Origin of the sequence: Saccharothrix sp. ST-888, assembly GCF_000955975.1 — a bacterium.
GTDB lineage: Bacteria > Actinomycetota > Actinomycetes > Streptomycetales > Streptomycetaceae > Kitasatospora.
In genome coordinates this window covers 1-21,462 of record NZ_JYJF01000087.1, presented here as the reverse complement: position 1 = coordinate 21,462, position 21,462 = coordinate 1, and the positions used below count along the sequence as shown (strand labels likewise).

32 protein-coding genes are annotated in these 21,462 nt (G+C 66.6%); 1 reads left to right on the top strand and 31 read right to left on the bottom strand.

The window, feature by feature from the left end:
- Positions 1-23 precede the first annotated feature (23 nt).
- Positions 24-392 (top strand): hypothetical protein, encoded by a 369-nt coding sequence (locus UK12_RS23945; RefSeq protein WP_045305184.1) that lies wholly within the window; start codon positions 24-26, stop codon positions 390-392.
- 5 nt (positions 393-397) lie between these two features.
- Here UK12_RS23945 and UK12_RS23940 read toward each other — a convergent pair whose 3' ends face one another.
- The 31 genes from UK12_RS23940 to UK12_RS41585 all read right to left on the bottom strand — a co-directional run.
- Positions 398-1,879, bottom strand: coding sequence for a hypothetical protein (locus UK12_RS23940; RefSeq protein WP_045305183.1), 1,482 nt, complete (start codon positions 1,877-1,879; stop codon positions 398-400).
- Positions 1,876-2,058, bottom strand: coding sequence for a hypothetical protein (locus UK12_RS23935; protein WP_156178891.1), 183 nt, complete (start codon positions 2,056-2,058; stop codon positions 1,876-1,878). The genes UK12_RS23940 and UK12_RS23935 overlap by 4 nt, the downstream gene beginning before the upstream one ends.
- Before the next feature lie 16 nt (positions 2,059-2,074).
- Positions 2,075-2,554 (bottom strand): hypothetical protein, encoded by a 480-nt coding sequence (locus tag UK12_RS23930; RefSeq protein WP_045305181.1) that lies wholly within the window; start codon positions 2,552-2,554, stop codon positions 2,075-2,077.
- A gap of 72 nt (positions 2,555-2,626) precedes the next feature.
- Positions 2,627-2,926, bottom strand: coding sequence for a hypothetical protein (locus UK12_RS23925; RefSeq protein WP_045305180.1), 300 nt, complete (start codon positions 2,924-2,926; stop codon positions 2,627-2,629).
- 13 nt (positions 2,927-2,939) lie between these two features.
- The gene (locus tag UK12_RS41600) at positions 2,940-3,467 is read right to left on the bottom strand and encodes an HNH endonuclease signature motif containing protein (RefSeq protein WP_082119892.1); all 528 of its coding nucleotides are present in this window, start codon (positions 3,465-3,467) and stop codon (positions 2,940-2,942) included.
- Positions 3,464-3,970: a hypothetical protein gene (locus UK12_RS41595; protein WP_045305179.1), complete on the bottom strand. Its 507-nt coding sequence runs from the start codon at positions 3,968-3,970 to the stop codon at positions 3,464-3,466. The genes UK12_RS41600 and UK12_RS41595 overlap by 4 nt, the downstream gene beginning before the upstream one ends.
- 89 nt (positions 3,971-4,059) lie before the next feature.
- The gene (locus tag UK12_RS23910) at positions 4,060-5,277 is read right to left on the bottom strand and encodes a hypothetical protein (protein WP_045305178.1); all 1,218 of its coding nucleotides are present in this window, start codon (positions 5,275-5,277) and stop codon (positions 4,060-4,062) included.
- A 196-nt stretch (positions 5,278-5,473) separates the two neighbouring features.
- A complete protein-coding gene (locus UK12_RS23905) occupies positions 5,474-5,848 on the bottom strand; it encodes a hypothetical protein (RefSeq protein WP_045305177.1) in 375 nt (124 codons plus the stop codon).
- 2 nt (positions 5,849-5,850) lie between these two features.
- Complete coding sequence (locus UK12_RS23900; RefSeq protein ID WP_045305176.1) at positions 5,851-6,096, bottom strand: hypothetical protein; 246 nt, start codon at positions 6,094-6,096, stop codon at positions 5,851-5,853.
- 359 nt (positions 6,097-6,455) lie between these two features.
- Positions 6,456-6,749: a hypothetical protein gene (locus UK12_RS23895; RefSeq protein ID WP_045305175.1), complete on the bottom strand. Its 294-nt coding sequence runs from the start codon at positions 6,747-6,749 to the stop codon at positions 6,456-6,458.
- A gap of 1 nt (position 6,750) precedes the next feature.
- On the bottom strand, positions 6,751-7,305 hold the full coding sequence (locus tag UK12_RS23890; protein ID WP_045305174.1) for a hypothetical protein: 555 nt from the start codon (positions 7,303-7,305) through the stop codon (positions 6,751-6,753).
- A complete protein-coding gene (locus UK12_RS23885) occupies positions 7,305-7,655 on the bottom strand; it encodes a hypothetical protein (RefSeq protein WP_156178889.1) in 351 nt (116 codons plus the stop codon). Before UK12_RS23885 ends, UK12_RS23890 begins: the two co-directional genes overlap by 1 nt.
- A 110-nt stretch (positions 7,656-7,765) precedes the next feature.
- Entirely contained in the window at positions 7,766-8,059 is a 294-nt protein-coding gene (locus UK12_RS39955; protein ID WP_045305172.1) for a stage V sporulation protein S, read from the bottom strand.
- 47 nt (positions 8,060-8,106) lie between these two features.
- Positions 8,107-8,658, bottom strand: coding sequence for a hypothetical protein (locus UK12_RS39950; RefSeq protein WP_156178888.1), 552 nt, complete (start codon positions 8,656-8,658; stop codon positions 8,107-8,109).
- Positions 8,658-9,116: a hypothetical protein gene (locus UK12_RS23870; RefSeq protein WP_045305171.1), complete on the bottom strand. Its 459-nt coding sequence runs from the start codon at positions 9,114-9,116 to the stop codon at positions 8,658-8,660. The genes UK12_RS39950 and UK12_RS23870 overlap by 1 nt, the downstream gene beginning before the upstream one ends.
- Entirely contained in the window at positions 9,113-10,009 is an 897-nt protein-coding gene (locus tag UK12_RS23865; protein WP_156178887.1) for a hypothetical protein, read from the bottom strand. Before UK12_RS23865 ends, UK12_RS23870 begins: the two co-directional genes overlap by 4 nt.
- The gene (locus UK12_RS36855) at positions 9,991-10,341 is read right to left on the bottom strand and encodes a WhiB family transcriptional regulator (protein ID WP_052682113.1); all 351 of its coding nucleotides are present in this window, start codon (positions 10,339-10,341) and stop codon (positions 9,991-9,993) included. Before UK12_RS36855 ends, UK12_RS23865 begins: the two co-directional genes overlap by 19 nt.
- Before the next feature lies 1 nt (position 10,342).
- Positions 10,343-10,648, bottom strand: coding sequence for a hypothetical protein (locus tag UK12_RS39945; RefSeq protein WP_045305169.1), 306 nt, complete (start codon positions 10,646-10,648; stop codon positions 10,343-10,345).
- Positions 10,648-11,691: a hypothetical protein gene (locus UK12_RS23850; RefSeq protein ID WP_082119890.1), complete on the bottom strand. Its 1,044-nt coding sequence runs from the start codon at positions 11,689-11,691 to the stop codon at positions 10,648-10,650. Before UK12_RS23850 ends, UK12_RS39945 begins: the two co-directional genes overlap by 1 nt.
- 503 nt (positions 11,692-12,194) lie before the next feature.
- A complete protein-coding gene (locus tag UK12_RS23845; RefSeq protein WP_156178886.1) occupies positions 12,195-12,551 on the bottom strand; it encodes a hypothetical protein in 357 nt (118 codons plus the stop codon).
- Between the two features lie 29 nt (positions 12,552-12,580).
- A complete protein-coding gene (locus UK12_RS36845; RefSeq protein ID WP_052682111.1) occupies positions 12,581-14,476 on the bottom strand; it encodes a DNA polymerase in 1,896 nt (631 codons plus the stop codon).
- 76 nt (positions 14,477-14,552) lie between these two features.
- Entirely contained in the window at positions 14,553-15,224 is a 672-nt protein-coding gene (locus UK12_RS23835) for a hypothetical protein (RefSeq protein WP_156178885.1), read from the bottom strand.
- Positions 15,217-15,672 carry a hypothetical protein gene (locus UK12_RS23830; protein ID WP_045305165.1) on the bottom strand — a complete coding sequence of 152 codons (456 nt, stop codon included), beginning with the start codon at positions 15,670-15,672 and terminating at the stop codon, positions 15,217-15,219. Before UK12_RS23830 ends, UK12_RS23835 begins: the two co-directional genes overlap by 8 nt.
- Positions 15,669-16,079 carry a hypothetical protein gene (locus UK12_RS23825; RefSeq protein ID WP_045305164.1) on the bottom strand — a complete coding sequence of 137 codons (411 nt, stop codon included), beginning with the start codon at positions 16,077-16,079 and terminating at the stop codon, positions 15,669-15,671. Before UK12_RS23825 ends, UK12_RS23830 begins: the two co-directional genes overlap by 4 nt.
- A complete protein-coding gene (locus tag UK12_RS23820) occupies positions 16,076-16,519 on the bottom strand; it encodes a hypothetical protein (protein WP_045305163.1) in 444 nt (147 codons plus the stop codon). Before UK12_RS23820 ends, UK12_RS23825 begins: the two co-directional genes overlap by 4 nt.
- A 106-nt stretch (positions 16,520-16,625) precedes the next feature.
- Entirely contained in the window at positions 16,626-18,224 is a 1,599-nt protein-coding gene (locus tag UK12_RS23815) for a DEAD/DEAH box helicase (RefSeq protein WP_045305162.1), read from the bottom strand.
- Entirely contained in the window at positions 18,225-19,181 is a 957-nt protein-coding gene (locus tag UK12_RS23810; RefSeq protein WP_045305161.1) for a toprim domain-containing protein, read from the bottom strand.
- A 332-nt stretch (positions 19,182-19,513) separates the two neighbouring features.
- Positions 19,514-20,758 (bottom strand): DnaB-like helicase C-terminal domain-containing protein, encoded by a 1,245-nt coding sequence (locus tag UK12_RS23805; protein WP_045305160.1) that lies wholly within the window; start codon positions 20,756-20,758, stop codon positions 19,514-19,516.
- Positions 20,755-21,006 (bottom strand): hypothetical protein, encoded by a 252-nt coding sequence (locus tag UK12_RS23800; RefSeq protein WP_045305159.1) that lies wholly within the window; start codon positions 21,004-21,006, stop codon positions 20,755-20,757. The genes UK12_RS23805 and UK12_RS23800 overlap by 4 nt, the downstream gene beginning before the upstream one ends.
- An 11-nt stretch (positions 21,007-21,017) precedes the next feature.
- On the bottom strand, positions 21,018-21,185 hold the full coding sequence (locus UK12_RS41590) for a hypothetical protein (RefSeq protein ID WP_197085127.1): 168 nt from the start codon (positions 21,183-21,185) through the stop codon (positions 21,018-21,020).
- Positions 21,182-21,462 (bottom strand): hypothetical protein (locus UK12_RS41585; RefSeq protein WP_045305158.1); only part of this gene is annotated, 281 nt, incomplete at its 5' end. The genes UK12_RS41585 and UK12_RS41590, both read right to left, overlap by 4 nt.

The window sequence follows — 21,462 nt, the reverse complement described above, 5'->3', positions numbered from 1 at the left end:
TGGCCACGAGTGGAGGAACCTCAGTGTCCGACCTTCAGGAAGCCCTGGCGCATCTTGGCGCCGCGCAACGCCTGTCGGCCAGTTTCGGCCAGTCCTACGACGAGGCGCAGCGAGAGCTGGAGGGCGAAAGCGACGCCTACGTGATCTTCGAGCGGCTTGGTACGGATTTCCTGCGTCTCCTGCAGGTCCACAAGAAAGGGCAGCGCAGCGCTGACGCGGTGTCGGTTCTGGGGTGCACGGACGCGCAGCTGCAGGTACTGAGGTCGATTCGTGCTGCCGAGACGGCCATCTACATGGAGGCGGCGGCGTGCATCGCTCCGCTCGCGGTAGCCGTTGCACTCGGGCGTCTCGCCAAAGAGAGGGAACTGACCCAGCGGCACCCGGGAGAGTAGCTCCTTCACTCCACCACCTCTGCGTCTACCACCCCGAGCTGGCCGAGGGCCTCCTCCACCGATACGGTCCCCGCCGGGCTCAGGGCGGGGGCCCCGCCGGCCTCCTTGCCGAAGAGGCGGCTGATGATGCCGATCTGGGCCTCGCCCTTCTGCTGGACCTTCATGCTGAACGTGAAGCCGGCCTCCTCGATGTCGGCCTTGAGTTTCACGAAGCGGGCCATCCGGTCCATCTCCTGGCTGAGGTTCGGGTCGGCGTAGCCGCCTTCCACTTCCTCTGACATGCGCATACTGAAGACTCGGGCCGCCTGCATGGCGATGAGCGAGTCAAGGAGCGCGATGTACTGCTCCTTGGTCCTGACCTTGATCGGGATCTCGTAGGCGCAGGATTCCCCGGGCTGATACTCGGGGCACTTTCGGGCAAGGAAGCACCCGTCGCAGACCCGGATGTTGAGGTCGACCGCTGTTGCGCGGTACTCCGTCCGGGTCTTCCGCTCCCCGTCTTCGGGGTCGGTGTATCGGTGTGTGAATGCTTCCATTTCGAGCCCGGGAAGCGTCTTCTTAGCCCTCTGGATGGGCGCGGGAGTTGCTCCCTCGGTCTCCTCTTCTGAGGTCGTCACCTCAACTACCCCCGTACCGCTTTCCCTGTTTCCCGTTTTCCTCCCGTTCGGGCTCCCAGCTACTCCCTCGCCATGGCGCTGCGAAATGTGGGCGATCTGCTGCTGCCACGACCACAGGCTGAGCCGGAGGTTTTCCGTCGGGTCGTCCTGCTCGATCAGCTCCGCGTCCAGCCCGATGCTCTCGAAGAGGGTCCGATGGCGCTTGCGGGCCTGGCCCTTGTAGCGGTTCGGGTAGCGCTTGAGCTCGTGGCCGGTCCACACGAACGTCTCGCCGTGCTGGGCTGCCGACAGCCAGGTGGTGGAGGAAGCGGAGTACCAGTTGGCCGCGAGCATGAGCGGCGGGCTGGAGAAGCCGTAGCCGTGAAGCCGGCCGGCGCGGCTCAGGGAGCGCAGCAGCGGGACGATGTCCCGGTCTCCCGCAGTGCCCTGCCCCACCGCGATGTAGGGGTAGGTGTCGGCCATCCTGCGGAGCTCGTCGATGCCCCATTCCTCGTGCCACACGACGACGGCCTTCTCGGGGTCCAGCGCGGATCGACGCTCTTCGATCCACTCCTTTCCCATGGCAAGCGCATCGAATTCGGTATACGCGGCGATCGAGTTGAGGTTCTGGCGGATGAACTCGTCGTAGACCTCCGCGATGTCGGCGATCTCGCTGGGGTCGACCTCGACTCCTTCGCGGTTCAGCGTGTGACACCCGGAGTCCACCAGGACGTGCTGCTCGGGGGAGAAGTTCTCCGTGGTGAGCCAGGGCTTGGTGAACCTGGTGCGGCGGCGCAGGCCCATGAAGGACAGGGCGACGTGCGATATCGCTTCCTGGCAGAGGAGTTGCCGGTGGCTGGGGATTTCGGCGCCCCCGAAGTAGAACTTCATGCGGCGTCCTCGAAGACGGCGGCGATGAAGCGCAGGCGGTCGAAGTTGCCGTTGTCACGCTTGAACATGCCGGCCATAGAGTCGGCGATGTCTCGGATGACGCCGACGTGGTCCGGGTCGCTACGCTCGGCCGCGCGCCTGAGGATTTCGGCGGCCTCCCGGTAATGCTTCCTGCTCATGCTCACGCGGGGTCTCCTACTCGTCGGTGAGGCGGCGGTCGGACAGGCGGAGCGCCTGCTGGTGTTCGATCTCGTCGGTGAGCGCGTCCCAGGGGCGGGGTGAGCCCTGGTAGTCGGGCCGCCATTCGGGGCGCGAGTAGGCGGCGTGAGTGTGGAGGAGAGTGCTCCAGCCATCGGCGATCTCGGCTGCGGCGCAGGCGGGGTCGGGCTCGACCACCAAGGAGATGCGCCAGCTGCGGATGCGGCGCAGGGCGTCCAGCCGTCCGGCCGGGCCGGGGATCGGGGCGTGGAGGTAGGTGAGGTGTCCGGTGAGGCCGCGACGGCGCATCCACAGGTCCATCTCGTCCTCGGTCCACTCGTTGCTGAGGACGTAGAGCCGGGAGTTGTGGGCGAGGGCCTGGTAGAGGGCGACGCCAGTTTCCAGCGGGGCCTCACTGCCGGCCACGCGCACGATGCCTTCGAGGACCAGGACGGCCGTCAGCACGAGCGTCTCCAAGCGGTCGGGTACGGTGTACGCGAGGGCCCCTCCCGGTCCACTTGCACTGGTTGGGAGGGGCCCTCGATGCGCTTACTTGGGGAGCAGGAGCTTGGTGCGGACGGCGTCGTTGGCGGCGTGCTCGCGGGCGGCTGCGGCGAGCTGCATCTGCTGCTGGATGACGAGCTGGGCCGTCATTGCGGCGATCTTGCTGGCCTTGATGTCGGAGACGACCTCGCACGCGCCGTGGTGCATGTCGGCGACGGTGGCGGAGCGCTGGACGTCGAGGGGCATCTGATAGTGAGGGGTTGCTTCCCACTCGCTGCCGCGCTTGAAGACGAGGAAGGCCGTCTCCACGGTGCTGGGTTGCTCTTCCTGGTGCTCGTGCGTCATTTGTGACTCCAACTCAATTCTGGATATCGGACCGAGTCTGGTTCCACGCCTCTTCGTCGCGCCGTGCTTGACGCCGCTCCCGATCGCGCTGGCGAATGCAGGTGATGCATTCGCGTGAGTTATGGTGCCAGCGGGTATTTTCTGGCGTGTATTCATGCCCCCGTGGGCAGTGGGTCTTTACGGCGTTCTTGGCGGCGAATGACTCTCCGCGCAAGGTGTTCTGGGACTGCTCCACGGCCTCAAGATGATCAGGGTTGCAGCAGCGCCGAATTCGGCAGAGATGGTCGACGTGCCAGCCCGGGGGTACCGCGTTACCGGTGGCGAGCTCCCACGAGATGATGTGGGCACCCACAACGGCCTTGTCGGGCAGCCGGAACTTTCCGTACCCGTCCTGGTCGATCGCGCCCCGCCACAGCCAGCACGCGTCGAACTCGCTGCCCTTGTCGATCTTCGCGAAGAAGCGGGCCTGCCAGCCATGGCCGCGCGAGGGCGTCGGCGCGGGTCGCGCCGGCCGCCTGGGGACGCCGTGTCGGCCACTCACTTGTACAGGCCCTGCTGCCGGCGGACCTGCTGCTCGGCGACCGACCGGATCGGGCAGTAGTCGCACAGGTAACGCTGGGCCCCGGGATTGGCCCTGTCCCACTTGGCCAGGCCCTCGCTCTTGCGGTCGCGCGCGGTTGGCGGGACGAGCAACTTCTTCGAGGAGTGGAAATCGGAGCAGGTCTCCGGGCGCTGGCGGGAGCGCCAGCACTGCATGGCGTCCGCCTTGAGCGTGTCGACTGCCTGGTAGACCCACGGCTCCATGCCGGTGTGGCCCTCGCGCTGCCAGAGCTGCTTGAGGATCTCTTCCCGGGCTTCGCGGTTGTCCCACACGCCGGCTTCGACGGGACCGTAAAGGCGGCCGAAATGCCGGTCGCCATTGGGGTACGCGTGCTTGGAGGTGGCGTACTCCAGGGCCGTGTCGTTACGCGGGTCGCCCTCGTACGGGGGGAGCGTCTCAGTGGTCTGGCAATCCTGGCATATCAGGATCCGAATGGTGGCCAACGCTGCCTCTGCATTCTCAGTGCTTATGGAGCGTCAGCCACCGTAGGTTCGGCGGAATTTCATTGGATAACCGTAAGCGGTCGCGTCTGTCAGGTGGCCGGCGTAGTGCCGGTCAGGGCGGCGCTCGCGGGGGCCACGCCCTGGGAGTTGCCGCAGACGACGGTGAACGAGTACGCCTGGCTGAGGCCGTACTGGAGGGTGACCTGCGGGGCGGCCCCGAGCGGGGCGGTGAGGTAGGCGACGCGCTTGGTTCCGTCGTAGACCGCGTACCACTCCGGGGCCCCGTTGCTCGTCGAGACGGTCGGCGCGGTGAGGTTGAGCTTCACCAGGCCAGCGCTCACGGTGCCGTTGAGGGTGGGGGCCGACGCTGTGGCCGGGGCGTTCAGGGCGGCCGGGATGGTGGCGTAGACCGTAGGCGACCAGGAGCTGTACGCGGTTCCGTTGCCGTCGGTGCGCACCGCGCGGACCCGGAGACGAACCGGCGTGCGCGGCACCGTGTAGGCGGGGGTGGACGCAGTCACGGTGGTCGCGGGCAGCGCGGGCTGGGGGACGGAGGCGACCACGCGGGTGTCTCCGAGGTACAGCCCGAGGTTCGCGGGATCCTGCTTGAGGGTGGTGCCGGCGGTGTTGTTGTCCCAGATCTCGTAGCTGGTGGCGTGGGGTGAGCGGACCCAGCTGAGCTGGATCACCCCTCCGGCATTTGAGGTGAGGACCGGCAGCGGGGCGGCCAGGGCGACGCCGCCCGCCGGCTCGGGCGGCAGGGTGACCTGCTGGCTGGTGGTGCTGGTTGCCGGCGTGGTGACGGAGAGGGCAGCGGACTTGTTGCCGCTGGCGACCAGTGTGGTGTCGCACGCCTCCACCACGACGGTATAGGCGGTGTTCGGGGCCAAGGGCGTCCATACGGGGGGTGTCGCCGCCGACCAGTACCCGGTGAGGACCGTGGTCAGCTTTGGGCCCCGGATGGTCAGAGACGGGCTCGTGGCGCCGTTGATGTAGAGGTTGTGGGCGCCGATACCGATGCCGTCGAGACCGCGTGAGCCCTTGTTGTTGGCGCTGGCCGCGATCTGGCCGACGTTCGAGTGCCAGAACAGCTGGATGGTCGTAGGCGTGACCTGGCCGCCGGGAATCGGGGTGCCGGCACTGTTGGTGTACCACTGCGGCGTCGGCGGCACGAAGGGCTTGCCGTAGTTCGCGGGCCTCGCGGCGATGCGCTGGGCCGGGGTGAGCGGGGGTGCGGTGGTAAGCCCGGCGGCCGTCCCCGGCTCGGAGGTCAGGTCCTCGTTGGTCTCAAGGTTCCAGTTCGTCACTTCGGTTCCTCCGGCGTCGGCGGATCGGTGGGGGAATGTGGCGACGGGAGCGTGGAGTTGAGGAGCACCCAGCACTTCCCGGGCGGGCATGCGGGCTCCGCCTTGCCCGGCAAGTAGGTATCCAGCAGTCGGGTGATCACCACACTGAGAGCGCCGACCAGGAGGGACACCACATCGGGACCGAGCGACAGGCCATTCACTCCCGCTCCCGGGAGACGAACCACGCCCCGAACCCGATGAACGCCGCGCCCAGGTAGAGCATGCTGCTCCCGAGGCTCGCCAACATGGGCGCGCCACCCGCGAAGGCCGAAAGGCCCGCGTAGGTGACGAAATAGCAGCCGACCGTGCGGTAGCCGGCCGGGTTGCGGTGGGAGAGCACGGACGTCAGCGCCAGGACGGCGGCGACGTAGCCGAGGACGATCCAGGCGGAGAGCAGGACGTCGGCCTCTGAACCGGAGAATCCGAACCCCGGCCGCGACTGCTCATAGAGCGAGTTGCCGAGTGCCGTGACGGCCAGGCCCAGGCCGATGATGTTCTCCCTGGCCTCATCGGTCCTGAACGGATGCAGCATGATCACCCTCCGGGGTACGTCACCGGACCGCCGGTGTGCGTGTCCGGGGTGGTGACCGGGCGGCCGAACGGGTCGATCTTCACTGGCGCCTCGTGGACGCCGTACCAGGTGTCCGCGAGCTGGTCGCGGATGCGGGGGGTGGTCGGCTCGACCACGCCGCCGCGACCGGTGACGCCCTTGCGCCAACTGCCGTCGGTGAGGCCGGCGTTGAGGTTGTCGCGAAGTGATCTCTGCGGGGCGTAGGTCACCGCTTGCCGCCCTTCTTGTCCGGCTTCGCCTTGTCGTCCTTCTTGTCGGCCCACAGCGGCTTGCCCTTGGCCGTGCGCTTCGCGTCCTTCTTCTTTTCAGCCACCGCTGACTCCGATCTTTCGAGGCGCGCTCATCGCGCGTGACTTGGCCTGCCCAAGCGTCGCTCCGGCCCCCTGAGGCCGGCCCGCAGCGACCCCGGCCGCGAACTCAGAGCCGGCACCCCCTGCAGTCGGCGTCGGAGGCCCGTATGCGCCGGCCTTGCGCCGGTCCTGCAGGTTCGGCTTCGCGGAGATCGCCGTGCCCACGTTGTCGCCGACCCCGTGGCCGCGACGGTCCGTCGCCCGCGTCTTCTTCGGCATCAGAAACCTCCCAGAGCCGGGGTGCTGGTTGCGGAATAGCCCGACTGGCGTTGGCTGTAGTCCACGCGCGAGCCCGGGTAGACCTCGTCCAGCCGGGCGATGTCCTGGATCCCGAGCACGTGCTGCCGGTAGCCGAAACGCGGCGGGGTTCGGCCGATGTTCGGGATCGGCGGCGCAATCCTCCGGACCGCGTCCGTCGGCATCTCGACCCAGTCCTTGAGGTAGTTGGTGACCTGCTGCTCCTGGCTGGTCGACCAGGGCCTGGGCGCGTACACGGAGTTCTGCTCGTCCATCTCACGTCCAACTCGGCTTGAACCGCATGAGCTGAGCCCGCCGCTGCTCGTTGTAACCGGTGAACGGAGGGGTGCTCTCCTGGGTGTAGACACGCTGGGCATCGGCGAACCGAGCCTGCGTCGCCACCAACGTCTGCGACTTGCCGTCATTCACCAGCGGAGCACCGATCATCGAACCCTTCTGCGTCCACTTACGGCCCTCAGCCTGGGCGATGAGCGCAGCGGCCGGGTTTACCTCGGGTGTCCAGTAGTAGTCCGCCGGGTCGATCCGCTCGCCCTTGTGGACGCCCCGCTGGTAGCTGCGCTGCGTGGCGCGGTTCGCAACCGAGTTCAGGAGCCGGTCCTCGCGCCGGGAGCCGGCGCCGATCGTGCCCAGGTACCCGTCCGGGTAGGCGGCCGAGGGAACATGACCGGTCTCCATGAGTCGCCGGGCATCCAGGATGTCCCGGGCCCCGGTAAGGAGCAGACCGCCACCACCGCCCGACCGCGTCACCGCCCCGGCCACCGGCACCTGGTAGGGCGGGTTGTAGGAGACGTTCGCGTTGCCGCCGGCCATCAGCCGTGCCCGTCCGTGACGCCGCCCCGGAACTGGTCCTGGGGGCCGAACGCGGACGGCATGCGCCGCAGGCTCTTGCCGCCACTGGCCGGGTCGGCGTAGGCACGCCGTACCTGGACGCGGCCGGCCGGACCGTACCGGTCGGAGCCGAGCGGTACCTGGTGGCGGTGCGCCTGGTCCTTGATGGCAGGGTCGGCGCCGCCGGAGCGCTTGCGGGGTGCGCTCTTGCCCAGCTCCGGCCGCACGACCTGGGCGTGGCTGGTCTCCTGACCGGCACCTGAACCCGTGCCGGGGACGGCGCGCAGCGGATCGCTCTTACCCCTGTTCGAGGGAGTCCAATGATTGGTCACGCTCACTCCTCTACTTGCCCTGTAGGACTCGTGCCGTGTTGTCAATCCGATACGAGTCCAAGTAGAGGAATGAGCGAGCCCGGGAGCAGTGTAGGCGGGGATTTACGGTGCTAGTTATTCGCCAGGACGCGGATGGAAATCCCCATGAGCTCGCTGCTCTTGTCGCCCTCGCGCGTGTAGCCATGGAAGAACGAGATCCGCTGGATGAGATCGGTTCCGTACGACGAGACGAAGCTCTGTGCGATCGGAACCGCCTTGACGGCCTGGTTGACTGCGCCGGCGCCCACGCACCGCAGCACGACCTGGTGGCCGCTGTTGATGGCGTGGGCGATGGCGCTCCCGAGCTCAGGGGGAGTCGTCGTCGACTTCACCCGGAAAACCTTCTCTGATTCCTGATTCTCCACGAGTACGCTCCCTGTGATGATGTGCACAGAGCGTACGATCTCGTGATTTACAGGGCGGTATTCTTGCCCTTCCTTACGGCGGCCAGAACTTCCTGCTCGTAGGACAGCTGCGCCCCGTTCTCCAGTGCGTGCCCGATTCGCATGAGGCCGTAGGCATCCGCGAGGTCGTGAGACGCGAATTCCACCCCCCACTTCTTGTAGACCGAGAGCAGCATGACGTCCTTACTGGCGGTCCCGGCCCCGGTGACGAACTTCTTCACGGCCGTCGGGGCGGCGATCTGCAGGCGCCCGTCGAAACCGAAGACCTCGGTCACGGCGAGCTTGGTGACTGCTCCGAGCTCGCCGAGGGTCTCCCGGTTGAACTTGGATCCGGGCGCGTAGCCCTCCATGACGACGCGGCGCACGTCGTAGGTCTCCGCCAGCTCCGCGAAGGTGGCGAGCAGGGCCTTGTGGATGAATCGCAGCCGGCGGGCCCCCTTGTCGGCACGGGCGGGGGAGAAGTCCTGCAGGATCTCCTGATGGGCCACACCGGGGGCGCCGGTCCAGTACACGATCGCGTAGGCGCTGTACGACTGGTCGATGCCGACGTAGCACTCCATCAGACCCCCCACTTCGCGCTGCGGTTCTCGTGCGGCTCCTGGGCGATGCGGCGGGAGAGCTCGCGGGAGATGAGCTGCGTCTTGAGCCGGGTGTTCTCGTAGACGATCGCCATAGCCTCGGCCATATCGGCTGCGTCCGCCACCTCCGTCTCCGCCGCCTGGACCTCAGGGTCGGCAAGCGCAGCGGCCTTCCGGCCGGCCACGGTCCTCTCCCCGACGGCGCGTGTGGACGCCAGCGCCGTGACGTACCTCAGATGTTGCTCGGCACTGCGCTGAGCTCGTTCGGCACCGGCTTTGCGGTGGGCCGCGTAGGCGGTCCAGGCGGTGTACTGGCCGAAGAGCTCCATCAGCCGGTGGTCCGTCAGGTCCGTGATGTCCTCGGGGATGTCCGGGATCTGGTCGACCGGGCGGGCTTCCGGAGTGAAACCCCATGCGCTGAGTGTCTCCCAGGTGCTCACGCCGTCTCCCAGCTGCGGCAGTTCTTGCAGCCGCTGACGGGGTCGATGTTGCAGCGGGGCGGGCGCTCTGCTTCGAGTGCGTCGGTGACGATCTGGGCGCCCTCGATGACACCCTCGCTGATCTTCTCGTCGTACAGGACGGTGAACGCCTTGCTCTCCTGGGTCGGCTTGAATTCGTAGATGTAAGTGATGCGGTCGACGTGCAGATCCTCGAAGTGCCGGGCGAGGTAGAGGTAGAGCTGGCCCTGGCGCAGGGCCTGGGGGAGCGGGCGGCGGAAGTCGCGCCAGAGGCGGGCCAGGTCGTAGACGGTGCCCCGGGCGCCCACCTCCAGCTCGAACTTGGCTAGGAACTTCGGATCCTCGAACCTGAGGCTGCCGATCCCGAGAGTCTTGATCTCGATCAGGGAGCCGTCCTCGGGGCAGAAACCATCGGTGCTCCCGCCGATCGTCAATGCCGGCGCGTTGAGCTCGACTTCGGCGTAGTCGATGGCGCGCGCGGGCGCGGAGCACAGCTGGCACTGCTGGGGCGTCTCGTCGTCCCAGAACTCCTGACCGCAGGCGCGGCAATGCCAGTCGCCCGCCAGCCTGCCCATCTCCTGGAGCCACTTCTGCCACTTCGCGTGAGTGCTGTGGCCCTCCCGGAAGATGTTCTCGCGCACGAACGTGGTGGGGGGCTTGGGCTTGGGGTCGGTGAGTTTGTAGTAGGCGGCCCGGTGACACCAGTCGCTCTTGACCATCTCGGACGGGTGGAGAACATCCTGGCGCCGCCCGTCGGGGAGCGCCGCCTTTCGCAGGACGTGCTTCTGGATGTCCCCGTAGATGACTTCGGTGGACTTGGCGGCCTCCAGGTATGCGGCCAGTCCCGGTCCCGGCTTCACGCTGCCTCGCGCCACGGATCCTCCCCCTGATCATCTTCGTCTGCTGCCAGCTGTTCCGATTGCCAGGTCCACCTCTCGGGTGCACCCGGGTGCTTCAGTCGCATGAGAAGGCGGTCGGCGGGGCGCATGCCGCCCCAGATCCCGTACGCCTCCCGGTTGTGCATCGAGTTCCGCAGGCATTCGAGCCGGCGGGGGCAGACGTAGCCGTCCGAGGTGCCGTTGCAGATGGCGAGGGCGGCTGGCTCATCACGGAAGAAGAGTTCGGGGGGCACCCCTCGGCACTTGGCCGGTCCCCGGGGGTGCTTCTCCGACCAGTCCGGTGTGACGACTTGGGCGCGGACCGCCATGTCAGTGCTCCTCGATGAGGGAGGCGAAGGTTTCGTAGGACAGGACGACCCAGGTCCGGCCGCACATCTCGACGGCGAAAGCCATGGTCCGAAAGTCCAGGAGCGCGTTCTTCTCGGCCGCGACGAGCGCCTTGTGCGTCAGCGAGTACGACTGCTTCGAGGTGGTCTTGCACTCGATGGACCATTTCTCGTTCCGCACGTCGTTTTTGACGGCCCACCCGTTTCCTGAGCCGCTCGTGCGTCGCCCTCCGACGGCCCGCGCGAGGTTGGTCTCCTGGCGCCGTGAGGCGCGGATCCGCTCGTCCATCAGGCGGCGGCCTTGGCGATGGCGGCGTGGACTTCGACGTCGATCTGGGCGCGCAGGTCGGTGTCCTCGGTGATGGTCTCCGCCATCGAAGCCTCACCGTGCCACCGCTGCTCGCCGAAGGAGTACCAGGAGCCGGCTTTGGTGATCACGCCGTATAGGACGCCCATGGCCACGGTCTCGGCCGCGCTGTCGTAGGCGCCCTTCTTGAACCCAGAGGGCGAGTCGGCGAAGAAGAATCGGATCGAGGCGACCTGCTGAGGAGCTGCGGCCTTATTCTTGATGGTCTTCAGCTTGATAACCTGCCCGCATCGGGCGATTCCCTTGCCTGGACGCTTTTCGTCGATCCATTCCGTCCGGGCGACTTCCAGCCGCACGTAGTAGGCGTAGTTCTTGGCGTTTCCGCCAGGGCTCGTCTTGGGTGTGATCCCATTGGGCGAGAATCCGCCGATCTTGTCCCGCCACTGGTTGATGACGATTCCGAGAAGCGGTCGCTCCTCCGCCGCCAGGCTCCGCTTCGTGACGGCACCGGACTTGCGAAAGAACTTCCCCGTCACGCGGGCGCCGGCACTGATGGTGTGCTCGTCCATTTCCTTAGCGTTCTCGTCATTGGCGATCAGCGCGGGATAGGAGTCCAGAACGATCGCATCGACGGCCCTGGATTCGGCGGCATCCAGCATGGCTGTGTACGCCTCTTCCATGCTGTTCGTCGAATGGACGAGAACGCGGCTCGTGTCGACCCCGAGCTCTTCCGCCCACTCCTGGTCGTAGCCCTCGGCCGCGATCCAGAGCGTCGTGAACTCGGGGTCGGCCGTCTGGTTGGCGGCTATCGTCTTGTGTGCAATGGTCGTCTTGCCGCTCGACTCGGTTCCGATGATCTCGGACCACTGGTTGCCAGGCCACCCCCCTCCGAGCATTACATCCAGGCTCAAGGAGCCGGATGTGAAACGGGGAAGCGGGGGAATCTGAGAGGCGACGACAAGAGTCCCGTCGCCGCACTTCTTATTGATTCTCGCCATAAGTGCGCGCGCGTCGTCGCTCAGCACGAGTTGTGCCCCTCTCTCGATCCGAGGGGCACAACTCTATGAATCACAAAAATATGAAAGTATAGGCCGCTGGAGTGGTCTTTTAAATGTACCCGATGATTTCCGTGACACTCCCGGATCCTTGCGCCTGCCTGAGTGAAGACCTAGCCGGAGTGTTGTGCCGGTTCGGAATGACGGCGCCCGACGTGGAATGCAGAATCGGGTAGTTGCAGTCCATGCAGCGAGCCGCCGTGTTGGGCGTCGGCTTCCCGTAGTTCGCGCCACCGCAGTTCGGGCACTGAACATCTGCGCGCATCGGCCCGGGGGCTGCGGCGGCAACCTGCCTGGGCGCCTCGCGTGGCACCGGTGCCGGACCTGGGGCGGGCTCTGGCGCCGGCGCATAGGTCGGCTGCACCCGCCAGGGGCTGATCTGGGCGGGGGTGGGCGAGGCTGAGGCTGCGGGGCGGCCGGCGAGCCTGTCGGCCCAGAAGTTGCTCATCGGATCTCCACATTCGGTCGGGTGGTCATGGCGTGACCTGGAGCGTTCCTTGTGCGACCAGGCGGATGATGGTGCCGGTGACGCAGGCGCGGGCGAGGGCGGTGATGTCGGGGAGCTGACCTTCGTCGGTCCGGGAGCCGGTGGAGATCGCGTGTACCACGTCGGCCGCGAGATCCGACGTCGCCATGATCTCGCTGAGGACGGGGCGGACGGCGTCGACCCGCGCGTGCGAGTCCCAGTGCTCGTACGCGTCTACGTCCTCGCTCGGCGGGACGATGTCGAGGTGCTGGCAGACGGTGGCGAACTCATGACAGGCGACGACATCGCGGAGCATGCCCCGGAACGCCATGGCGTAGGCCGCGCTAGGGAATTCGGCGTCCATGTCGTCAGGATACGGATCCTGGCTAGTCACTATTTTGCCTCCGACCATCGTTCGCAGATCTTGACTTCGGTGAGAACCGGTACTCCGAGGAGCTGCATGTCTTCGCCTGCCATGGCCTCGTGAAGCACCTTCGCGCCCTCTTCGGCGATTTCGGTGGGGCACAGGACCGCGAGTTCGTCGTGCACGGTCAGCAGCAGCTGCATTCCGGGGAGCCGCGTCTTGTTGAACCTGACCATCGCGAGCTTCGTCATGTCCGCGTTGGTGCCCTGGATGTGTGAGTTGACGACCTGTCGCTCTGCCCGGGAGCGGAGAGCGGCGACCGGGGAGAGGAGGTCGGGCAGGCGCCGCCGGCGCTTGAGCAGGGTGTGCAGGTAGGGCTGCGGACGTCGGCCGCGCACGGTACGCAGGATCTCGTCCTTGTACCGGTAGACCTCAGGGAACTCGCGCTCGTGGGTCCGCATGAACCCTCGCGCCTTGGCGACAGAGATCCCCGCCATGTCGGCCAACTTGCCCGGACCTGCCCCATAGATGATCGCAAACGCGAGGCCCTTGGCCACTTGCCGCATAGCCTTGGTGACCTCTTCGGGCGGGACTCCGAACACCGCTGCGGCGGTGGCCACATGGGCGTCCATCCCGTCCCAGAACCCCTGCCAGAGCCGTCCGGGCCCGGCGAAGTGGGCGAGGATCCGCAGCTCGATCTGCGCGTAGTCCGCGACCAGCAGCCGGGACCCGGGCGACGGCTCGACCAGGTCGCGGATCCGTTTGCCCCACACGGTGTCCGGCCTGGGCCAGTTCTGTACATTCGGCGATCTGCACGAGAATCTGCCTGTGACGGTGCCGTATTGGGCGAAGGAAGGGTAGATCCGCCCGTCGAAGACCTGGCTGGGGCGCCCCTCGTTGTCGCCCAGGTAGCCCTCCACATAGGTGTGGAGGATCGTCGCGAGCTCCTGATAGCCGAGGATCTCATCCACCAGCGGATTGCCTTTGTGGAAACCGAGCGCATCCGCATCAGTGGACGGCGCGCCGGTCTTGGTGAACCTCCTCGGCTGCAGCCCCTGACCTTCCGGCGGCGGACCGTACAGCAACGCCTGCTTCTGCGGCGTGCTGCCGAGGTTGAAGACCTTGCCGGCTGCGCGGTAGACACCTGCTTCACGGCCCACCAGTTCACGGCGCAGATCGTCGCGAAGGGAATTCAGTGCGGCGATGTCGACCGGCGTTCCGGGGGCCTGCGTGTGGAGCAGGCAGTCCAGGACGTCCATCTCCAGGCCCCAGATCGGCGCCAGGCCGTCCGCGTCGATCTGGGGGCGCATGTGGCGCCACAGGAGCCAGGTCGATTTCGCGTCCAGCCACGCGTAGTTGGCGACGGTCCCGAACGGGTGCGCCTCCACGCATTTGCCGACGTTCTCGTGGTCGTAGTCCAGGCCGTACCGGGCCTTCGTCAAAGGTTTGAGTCCGAGGGGTCGGTTCTCGTTGAGCAGCCACGCCGCGACGATGGTGTCCCCGTATGGCGGGGGCGGGTAGCCGCCGTAGTACTTGGCGATCGACAGCAGGTCGAAGGTGGCGTTGTGGGCGATCTTTGTGCGGTTGCTGAAGAAGAGCGGCCGCAACGCTTCGAAGACCTGGCTTGGCCTCAACTGCGTTGGTGGGTCACTAAATTGGGCTGGTAGGTTTTCGCGCTCGCCGGTGGCCTTGTTCTTCCGCCAGCTGGCTTTGCGTAGGAGCTCGTACCCGTTGGGGTGGCCGAGCGGGATGACGGTTGCGGCACCGTGGGTGGCCAGGGACATCCAGGTGACGTTGTTGACGGCCGCGACGCCACGGTCACGGCCTGAGGTCTCCACGTCGAAGGCGAACTCGTCGCGGGCGGAGAAATAGTCGACGACCTCGTGGAGGTCGTCCCGGGTCAGGACGAGCTGTGGGGGATGCATGAGGTCCTCCTCGGGCCGACGTTGGGCCCCTGCCGGCCCGGGGCAGTCACGGGCCGGCAGGGGAGCAGGAGGACTCTCAGTCGTCCAGCAGCATCTTCACGAGCTGGGACATCTCACCGCTGTCGAGCAGCTCCTTGACGGGCTCGGTGCGCCGGTCGGCGGTGAACTCGGCGATCTCGTCGGCGCTGAGCGGACGGACACCGGTCTCCTCCTCCAGGTCCCGCGCCCTGATGCGCTCCAGGTGGTACTCAACTGCTTTCGCCTTCTGGGACTTGGAGATGGTGAAGTACAGGTCATCGCGGTTGAGTGGGCCACGCCGGTCGTCGAGCGCGATGTCCTTGAGCTGGCGGGCGATCTTGACTCCCGCCTCCCAGACCCGCAGCTCCGGGTTGTCCGGGTCTTCGCACGAGACGACGTTGAAGCACGCACTGAACTTCTTCGGTTTGTCGCCGATTCCGCACAGCGGGCAGTCGTCGTTCCCCCAGCAGCGGACCGACTTGCTGCCCTCCTTGATTTCTTCGACCCAGTGCGCGACGTAATTATCAAAGGGGTCGGCGTCTATGACCTTGATGACAGTGGGGTCTTCCGAGATCTTGAGGTAAAGGTCCCCGCTCGCCTGGCTGGCGAGCTTGTCCATGCTGCCCCATCCGCCGGTTCCGGAATCGGACTCCGTCGGAGCCTTGGGTGCTTCCTGCGCGGGTGCGGAGGGAATGCCACGACGGCGGCCGAACGTGCGCTGCTCAGACATGCAGGTTCCAATCCTGGATGGGCTCTGGAAGAACATTTCGGGTAGTGCGGAAAAGCTCGGCACACCTGGCAGGGAAAAGCGTGCTGGCGATGTACCGCCGATTGCCGTTGAGGATCCCCTCCTCTTGCGCGATGCGGATGACGCCTTCGATCTGAATGCGGGTGTAGAGCCTTCTCTGTCCGTGCTTGCTACCGCCGTTGTAAATGAAGGTGGCGCTAGGGAAGAGACTCGCGCGCTCCCACTTATAGATGGTTTTCGGGGATCGCTGGATCGCGGCGGACAGGTGGCCGATGCCGAAGAATTCGCGGAAATGGCCGCCCTGGCGCTTGTAGATCGGGTCCTCGTCCCAGTGGGCGCGGCCGGCCTGGGGGAGGTACGGCGTCGGCGTATCCAGGGGACGGGAGGTACCCGGGTAGGTGTCGTAGGGGCGGCGCTGAGGGAAGATCACGCGGCCTCCTCGTCCCAATCGGGGACGATGCGGCGCACGGCCTCGGGGAATGCACCGGCGATGAGCCGGAAGATCTCGTCGCCGAGCTCGGGATCGCGTCGCTCGCAGTAAGTGAAGAGGGTGAAGCCGGCGCTGGTGCCGCTGAGCGGGGGCTCGGGAATGAAGGTGTAGAGGGCGGATGCGGACAGACTGAACGCGGCGGCGAGTCGCACAACGACGGGGTGCGGGAGGTCCCCGCCGCGCCGGGCGCTGCGCGCCAGCCGGTCCCCGGTTATCCACGGCTTTCCGCTGGCAGGGTCGTGGCCGACGGAGGCGGCCATCTGGTTCCAGGTCAGGTCGCTGGCGCGCTTGACGGCGTGAATGCGTTCCCAGTAGAGGCGCGAGCGCTCCAACGCGGGCCGGGTCACGAGACCCCCTTGAAAGCGAAGCTCTCCCGCTGGACGAATATGGTGTCCATGTCGGATTCCGTGAGGACGCCTTCCTGGAGGAGGACGTAGAGCTCCTCGGTATCGAGGGTCGGAACCGGCGGGAAGGCGCGCCGGTATATCTCCTCGCCCTTGCTCCGGGTGATCTCCTCGGCTACGGAGGAATCTGCGGTGACCGTGACGCGACGCTCGCGCTTGATGCGGGTAAGCCCTTCGATCTCCATGGGGAGATCGAGGTACTGGGAGCCTTTGTGATCGCGGTATCCGCGCTCGATGACCGCGCGTGCGATCGTGTCGCGGAGCTTGTCGCGCTCGGCCCCGATCCTCTCTGTCTCGCGCTTGAGCATCGCCCATCTGCGAACTGAGGGGAGGATCGGGTCGAAAGGGAGTTCCGCCCTGTCGTCCGAGTCGGTTTCAGTCATGGGTGTACTCCTTTCGGAGTAGTGAGTTGGTGCGGGAGATACTCGATGTCCGAGTGGGACAAGCCTATGAATTCGGAAAAATCACGAATAGGGCCGTCGGGGTGAGTCAGGAAATGCGGCCCAGGTGCTTGGTGAGAGATTCGACGTCGTTGGTGAGGTTCTCTTCGCCGCGCCCGTCCACGATGGCTTCGGAGACGCGTCCCCGCAGGGTGAGGGTGGCCTGCTGGCGCTCCTCGACGGAGTCCTCCACGACGATGTTGACCACGTAGACGCGGGAGTGCGTGGAACTGGCGCGCACGTGGCGGGTGTTGCGCTGGTCGAGGATGCCCTTGCCGTCGGGCAGGTCGTAGTTGATCAGGAATTGGGCCTCGGGTAGGTCGAGCCCGTACCCGCCTGCGTTGGTGGACACGAAGAGGCGCGTCTCGGGATCGCTGGCGAACTTCGCCTTGGCGGCAGCCTTCTGGGTGGAGTCCATCTCCCCGTGGAAACGCACCTGGGGGCCGAACCGGTCCAGGCGCTCGCCGATGTAGGGCAGCATCCGACGGTAGGACGTGAAGATCGCGATTTTGACGCCGTCCTCGGCGAGCATCTCGGCGACCAGGCGCTCCAGCAGGTCCAGCTTCGGCGTGGCGGTGAGGTTGGGGTAGTCCCAGAGAGGAGCGATGAACTCGGCGATGTACCTTGACCCTTCGCCATTTGCGTCGTGGTACGCCTCGGCGCTGTCCATCAGCAGGCCGGGGTGGCATATGAGCATCCGGGCGGCCAGGAGGCGGGCCATGACTTTGCCCTGGGCCCGCTTGTCCTCCTCGCTGAGGGTGCCGGCGTAGTAGGCAGCGAGGTCGATCGCTGTGCCGGCCTCGGCCGCTTCCTCCAGGGCCTCGCTGAGGTCGTCCATGATGAGCCGGTAGAAGCGGCGTGTGGCCGCGTCCAGCGTCACGGTACGGGTGGTCTCCATGACCTCCGGCAGGTACCGCGCCACCTCGGGGTCGAGCCGGGATCTGCGGATCATCGCCTTCTTGAGGCGCGAGTTGAGTAGCTTCAGGTTCTTATAGGCGGTGGCGGCGCCCCACGCGTTGCGGCTGATGTAGCTCTTGTCGAAAAGGTCCCAGCGCCCGAGGACATCCCGGTCAACCCACTCCATGATCGAAAAGATCTCCTCGGGACGGCCGTTCTCAACCGGGGTACCGGTGAGGGCGATCCGCACGCCCGGCTGAAGCCGCTTGGCCAGCTTCGTGACCTGGGCGCCGAAATTCTTGATGGCGGTGGCCTCGTCGAGAACGATCGCATCGAACCTGCGCGCCAGCAGGTGTTCCCAGTCGGTGCGGAGCCCGGCGTAGGACATGATCACGTAGTCGGGGTTGGCCAGGTTGACGTACTCCCACTGGCGGGCTCGCGCGGCTGCGGTGCCGTCGAGGACCATGCACATCTCCTCGATCGGCACGGTGATCCCGGTGCCACGCAGGGACAGGGTCCGGCTTTCGATGTCGGTGAACCTGGAAATCGACTGCGCCCACTGCCACTTCAGCGAGGCGGGGACGACGAGGAGGCAGTTGTTGATGTTGCCGATGCCGAGCAGTTCCTCCAGGGCGGCGATGGTCAGGACCGTCTTGCCGGTGCCCATGGAGTAGGCGACGAGGAGCTTCCGTCTGGTGATGATGTCCGTGACGGCCTGCTCTTGGTAGGGGTAGAGGGAGCCGGTGAACATTCAGATCCGTCCTTTGCGTCGGATGGGGAGGTACGCCGTCTCGATGGCCCGGCGCGCGTCGGAGTCAGTCATCTCACCGACGTCCTTCGCCGAAATCCCCTGGTAGTTGGCGTACTTCATGCGGAGTCCACGCGGGCGCCAGGTCCGGTAGAGCGAATCCCGGCTCCGCAGCCCGGTGACGTCGTTGTCGAGCGCGAGGACGAGGACGCCGCTACGCCGGCGTAGCAGCTGCATCTGTGCGGCGGAGACGTAGGCGCCGTAGGCGGCGACCGCCCCGGGGATGCCGAGGGAGGCGAGGCGGACGGCGTCCAGCGGGGACTCCAGGAGGATGCTGAAGTCCCCGTAGGGCGTGTGGTAGCCGAAGAGGGTGGCCGATTTGACGACACCGTCCGGGTAGTTGCGGAAGTAGCGGTACCCCTTCTCCTGCCACCCGAGCAGAACTCCAGTCTCCGGATGGCGGATCGGGATGATCCAGTGCTCGGCCGCCGGGTCCCACAGGACGCCATACGCCGCGCACGCGTCAGCGGTCAGTTTCCGTTCGGCCAGGGCCTGCGGCGGCGGGTGGCTGAACAGGGCCAGGGACGCCTCGGTAACGCTGACGTCTGGTCTGGCGGGGGCCTGGTCCTCCTCATCCGCGTGCAGGCGGTAGAGGCCCTGCTTGGCGATCCACCGCACGGCGCTCTCGCGGTCGGTGTCGAGCACGTCGGCCACGAGCTGGACGAACACCCCGCTGTACCGGCACGAGAAGCAGATGTACCGGCCGGTGCGGGTGTTGACCCAGAACGAGGGGTTGCGGTCGGCTTTGCCGGTCAGCGCCAGGTGCATCGGGCAGCGGGCATTGACCTCGTCGGCGGTCTCGCGCAGCGGCTCGACGCCGAGCCGCTGCAGAGCCTGGGGCACGTCGGCCGGCACCGGGTTGGAGTAGGCCGCCAGGAGGTCCCAGCCGCCGCTATTCACGGCCAGCCTCCCGGTTGCGCCGAGCGTGGTATCGGCGGCGCGCGTCCGCCCGGGACTTCTCGACGTCCGCCCAGTACCTTTCTCTGCCTCGCGCTCTGCGCGAGTCCTGGTTTTCCGCGTAAAGCTCACGTCTCCTGGGCTCGTAGTTACGCTCCAGCCCCTTGCGCTTTTCTGGGTTCTTGGCCCAGTAGTCGCGCATGTAGGCCGCGACGCACTCCGCGCATCGAGTCTCCAAGCCGTCGGGCTCACGGAGCTTTCGGTAGAACGCTGACAGCGGTTTGGCTTCGCGGCAGATCCGGCAAACTTTCGACTGGCCGTCCGGGGGTGGGGTGTCAGTAAGGGAGGTCACGCATGACCTCCTCGGGGGCCTCCTCGAACCGGGGCGGATCCCAGAAGATCGAGATCAGCTGCTCCTGCGGCGGGGCGTTGCGGGAGAGCAGGAGCTTCATCCGGTACTCGGACGCGTCCTCCTCCTCGGTGGCCTCCATGCCGATCACCGCGTCAGCGTCCTGGATCCACGCCGAGGTGTACCCGAGGGACTGCGGGCCGAGCCCGTTACGCCCCAACTTGTGTGGCAGGCTCTGGGTGGTGACCACCAAGGGGAGGTCGTTGGTGAGCGCGAGGCGCTTCAGCCCCCGGGAGATATTGGTCAGGGCGAGCGGGGTCTGCGTCTCGCGGGTGACCTCGTCGGTCAGGAAGTAGGCGCCGTCAACGAAGACGATGTCCGGCTGAATGCTGTCGATCTTGGCCTGGATGCCGGAGATGGTCATGGCTCCAGCGCGGTCCTCGGTGAAGATCAGCGAGGTGTCCCGGTGCTCTTGGAGAAGGGCCCGTTCGACCCGGCGCCATTCGACGTCGGACACCTCGCCGGTCTGCAGCTGCTTGGGGTTGATGGGGATCATGAATCCGTCGATCCGGCGGGCGATCTCCAAGTACGGCATCTCGAAGCTGAGGACGAGCGGTTTGGCGCCGTGCTCCCAGGCGGCGCGAACCATGCCCAGCATCACCGTTGTCTTCGAGGACTTGGCCAGGCCGGTCAGCACGATCATCTGCTGCCGTTGCAGGCCGAGAGTCACCTTGTCCAGCCACCGGAATCCGCTCGGTATCCCGAGGATCGCGCCGGGGTTGTCCCGGGCGCTGCGGTAGATCTCCAGGCGCTGAGCACCGGTGCGGGCGTAGTCGATCTCACGCGCGGCCGGGGCGGCGAGGACGGCCTGGGTCTGCATGACACGCAGGACATCAAGGGCAGCGCGGACACCGCCCTCCTCCAGGGCGTCCACGGCCGCCCCGAGCCCGAGTTCGACGAGCAAGCGCAGCCGCTCGTCATGCAGCTCCCGGACCAGGTACTCGACGGGGCCTGAACTGTCCTGAGTGAAACGGTAGTTGGGGTGATCGCGGAGAATGACCTCGGCGGTCGGAGCCTCACCGAAATCGGCCTTGAAGGAGAGGATGTTCTTGAAGACCGAGCGATTGTCGCCGTCAAGGAAGTGCTCGGGAGTGATGCCGGCCTCGGTGACGGCCGCGAGGTCGCCCGTGCTGGCGATGTAGGAGATCACCTCCTCCTCGATCGTGCTCACTGGATCTCCACCAGCTCGGCCGCGCCGCCCTCCTCGATCAGGTCTCCGATCGCGATGGGGCCGAAGTCGTCGTCGTCAACGACCGGTTCGACCGTCAGCTGGGGCAGCGTGCCGTCGTTGGGGACGGTCAGCACGACGGCCCAGCCGACGACCGGAACGGTGCGTATCTCGTCGCAGTAGTCGATGACGGCGCGGTGGTCGACGGTGTCGGGGTGCAGCTGGATGGTCGTGCGGGTGTGTTCGGGCATGGGGTCTCCGATCAGCGGCGGTTCTTGCGAGCCGCTCGTTTCTGTGCGCGTCGGGTGGTGCGGTTGGGCTGGGGTGTGCTCTCGGCGTCGAACTCGTCGGGGACGATGCGTTCGGCCGTGGTGATCTGGGTCTGCCAGGTGACGCCGGGCCGGGGGGTGTGCTCGGGCTTGACGCTCACAGGAGCCTGCCGATCAGGGCGGCGTCGTGCGGGGCGAGGTGCCGCCCTTTGGAGCCGTAGGTGAGCCGGTGCCGGGGATCGGGGTCGATGACCTGCAGCACGCCCGGGTCGGTGGCGACGCGCGAGGCGAGGTGGCCGGCCGTGGTGGAGATGAGGCTGACGTACGGGATGACGTCATCGGCCAGGCGCTCGGCCAGGGCCTCGGCAACACGGTTGCCGAGGAAGGTCACCACGGAGATCCGCTGCTCGTGTTCCCACAGGGCCCAGATCTGCCGCA

What these genes read in the sequence shown, in the direction of transcription:
- UK12_RS23940 (WP_045305183.1), bottom strand. Translation starts at nt 1,879, where the DNA reads ATGAAGTTCTACTTCGGGGGCGCCGAAATCCCCAGCCACCGGCAACTC.
- UK12_RS23935 (WP_156178891.1), bottom strand. Translation starts at nt 2,058, where the DNA reads ATGAGCAGGAAGCATTACCGGGAGGCCGCCGAAATCCTCAGGCGCGCG.
- UK12_RS23925 (WP_045305180.1), bottom strand. Translation starts at nt 2,926, where the DNA reads ATGACGCACGAGCACCAGGAAGAGCAACCCAGCACCGTGGAGACGGCC.
- UK12_RS23905 (WP_045305177.1), bottom strand. Translation starts at nt 5,848, where the DNA reads ATGCTGCATCCGTTCAGGACCGATGAGGCCAGGGAGAACATCATCGGC.
- UK12_RS23895 (WP_045305175.1), bottom strand. Translation starts at nt 6,749, where the DNA reads ATGGACGAGCAGAACTCCGTGTACGCGCCCAGGCCCTGGTCGACCAGC.
- UK12_RS23890 (WP_045305174.1), bottom strand. Translation starts at nt 7,305, where the DNA reads ATGGCCGGCGGCAACGCGAACGTCTCCTACAACCCGCCCTACCAGGTG.
- UK12_RS39950 (WP_156178888.1), bottom strand. Translation starts at nt 8,658, where the DNA reads ATGGAGTGCTACGTCGGCATCGACCAGTCGTACAGCGCCTACGCGATC.
- UK12_RS36855 (WP_052682113.1), bottom strand. Translation starts at nt 10,341, where the DNA reads ATGGCGGTCCGCGCCCAAGTCGTCACACCGGACTGGTCGGAGAAGCAC.
- UK12_RS39945 (WP_045305169.1), bottom strand. Translation starts at nt 10,648, where the DNA reads ATGGACGAGCGGATCCGCGCCTCACGGCGCCAGGAGACCAACCTCGCG.
- UK12_RS23845 (WP_156178886.1), bottom strand. Translation starts at nt 12,551, where the DNA reads ATGGACGCCGAATTCCCTAGCGCGGCCTACGCCATGGCGTTCCGGGGC.
- UK12_RS36845 (WP_052682111.1), bottom strand. Translation starts at nt 14,476, where the DNA reads ATGCATCCCCCACAGCTCGTCCTGACCCGGGACGACCTCCACGAGGTC.
- UK12_RS23835 (WP_156178885.1), bottom strand. Translation starts at nt 15,224, where the DNA reads ATGTCTGAGCAGCGCACGTTCGGCCGCCGTCGTGGCATTCCCTCCGCA.
- UK12_RS23820 (WP_045305163.1), bottom strand. Translation starts at nt 16,519, where the DNA reads ATGACTGAAACCGACTCGGACGACAGGGCGGAACTCCCTTTCGACCCG.
- UK12_RS23815 (WP_045305162.1), bottom strand. Translation starts at nt 18,224, where the DNA reads ATGTTCACCGGCTCCCTCTACCCCTACCAAGAGCAGGCCGTCACGGAC.
- UK12_RS23800 (WP_045305159.1), bottom strand. Translation starts at nt 21,006, where the DNA reads ATGCCCGAACACACCCGCACGACCATCCAGCTGCACCCCGACACCGTC.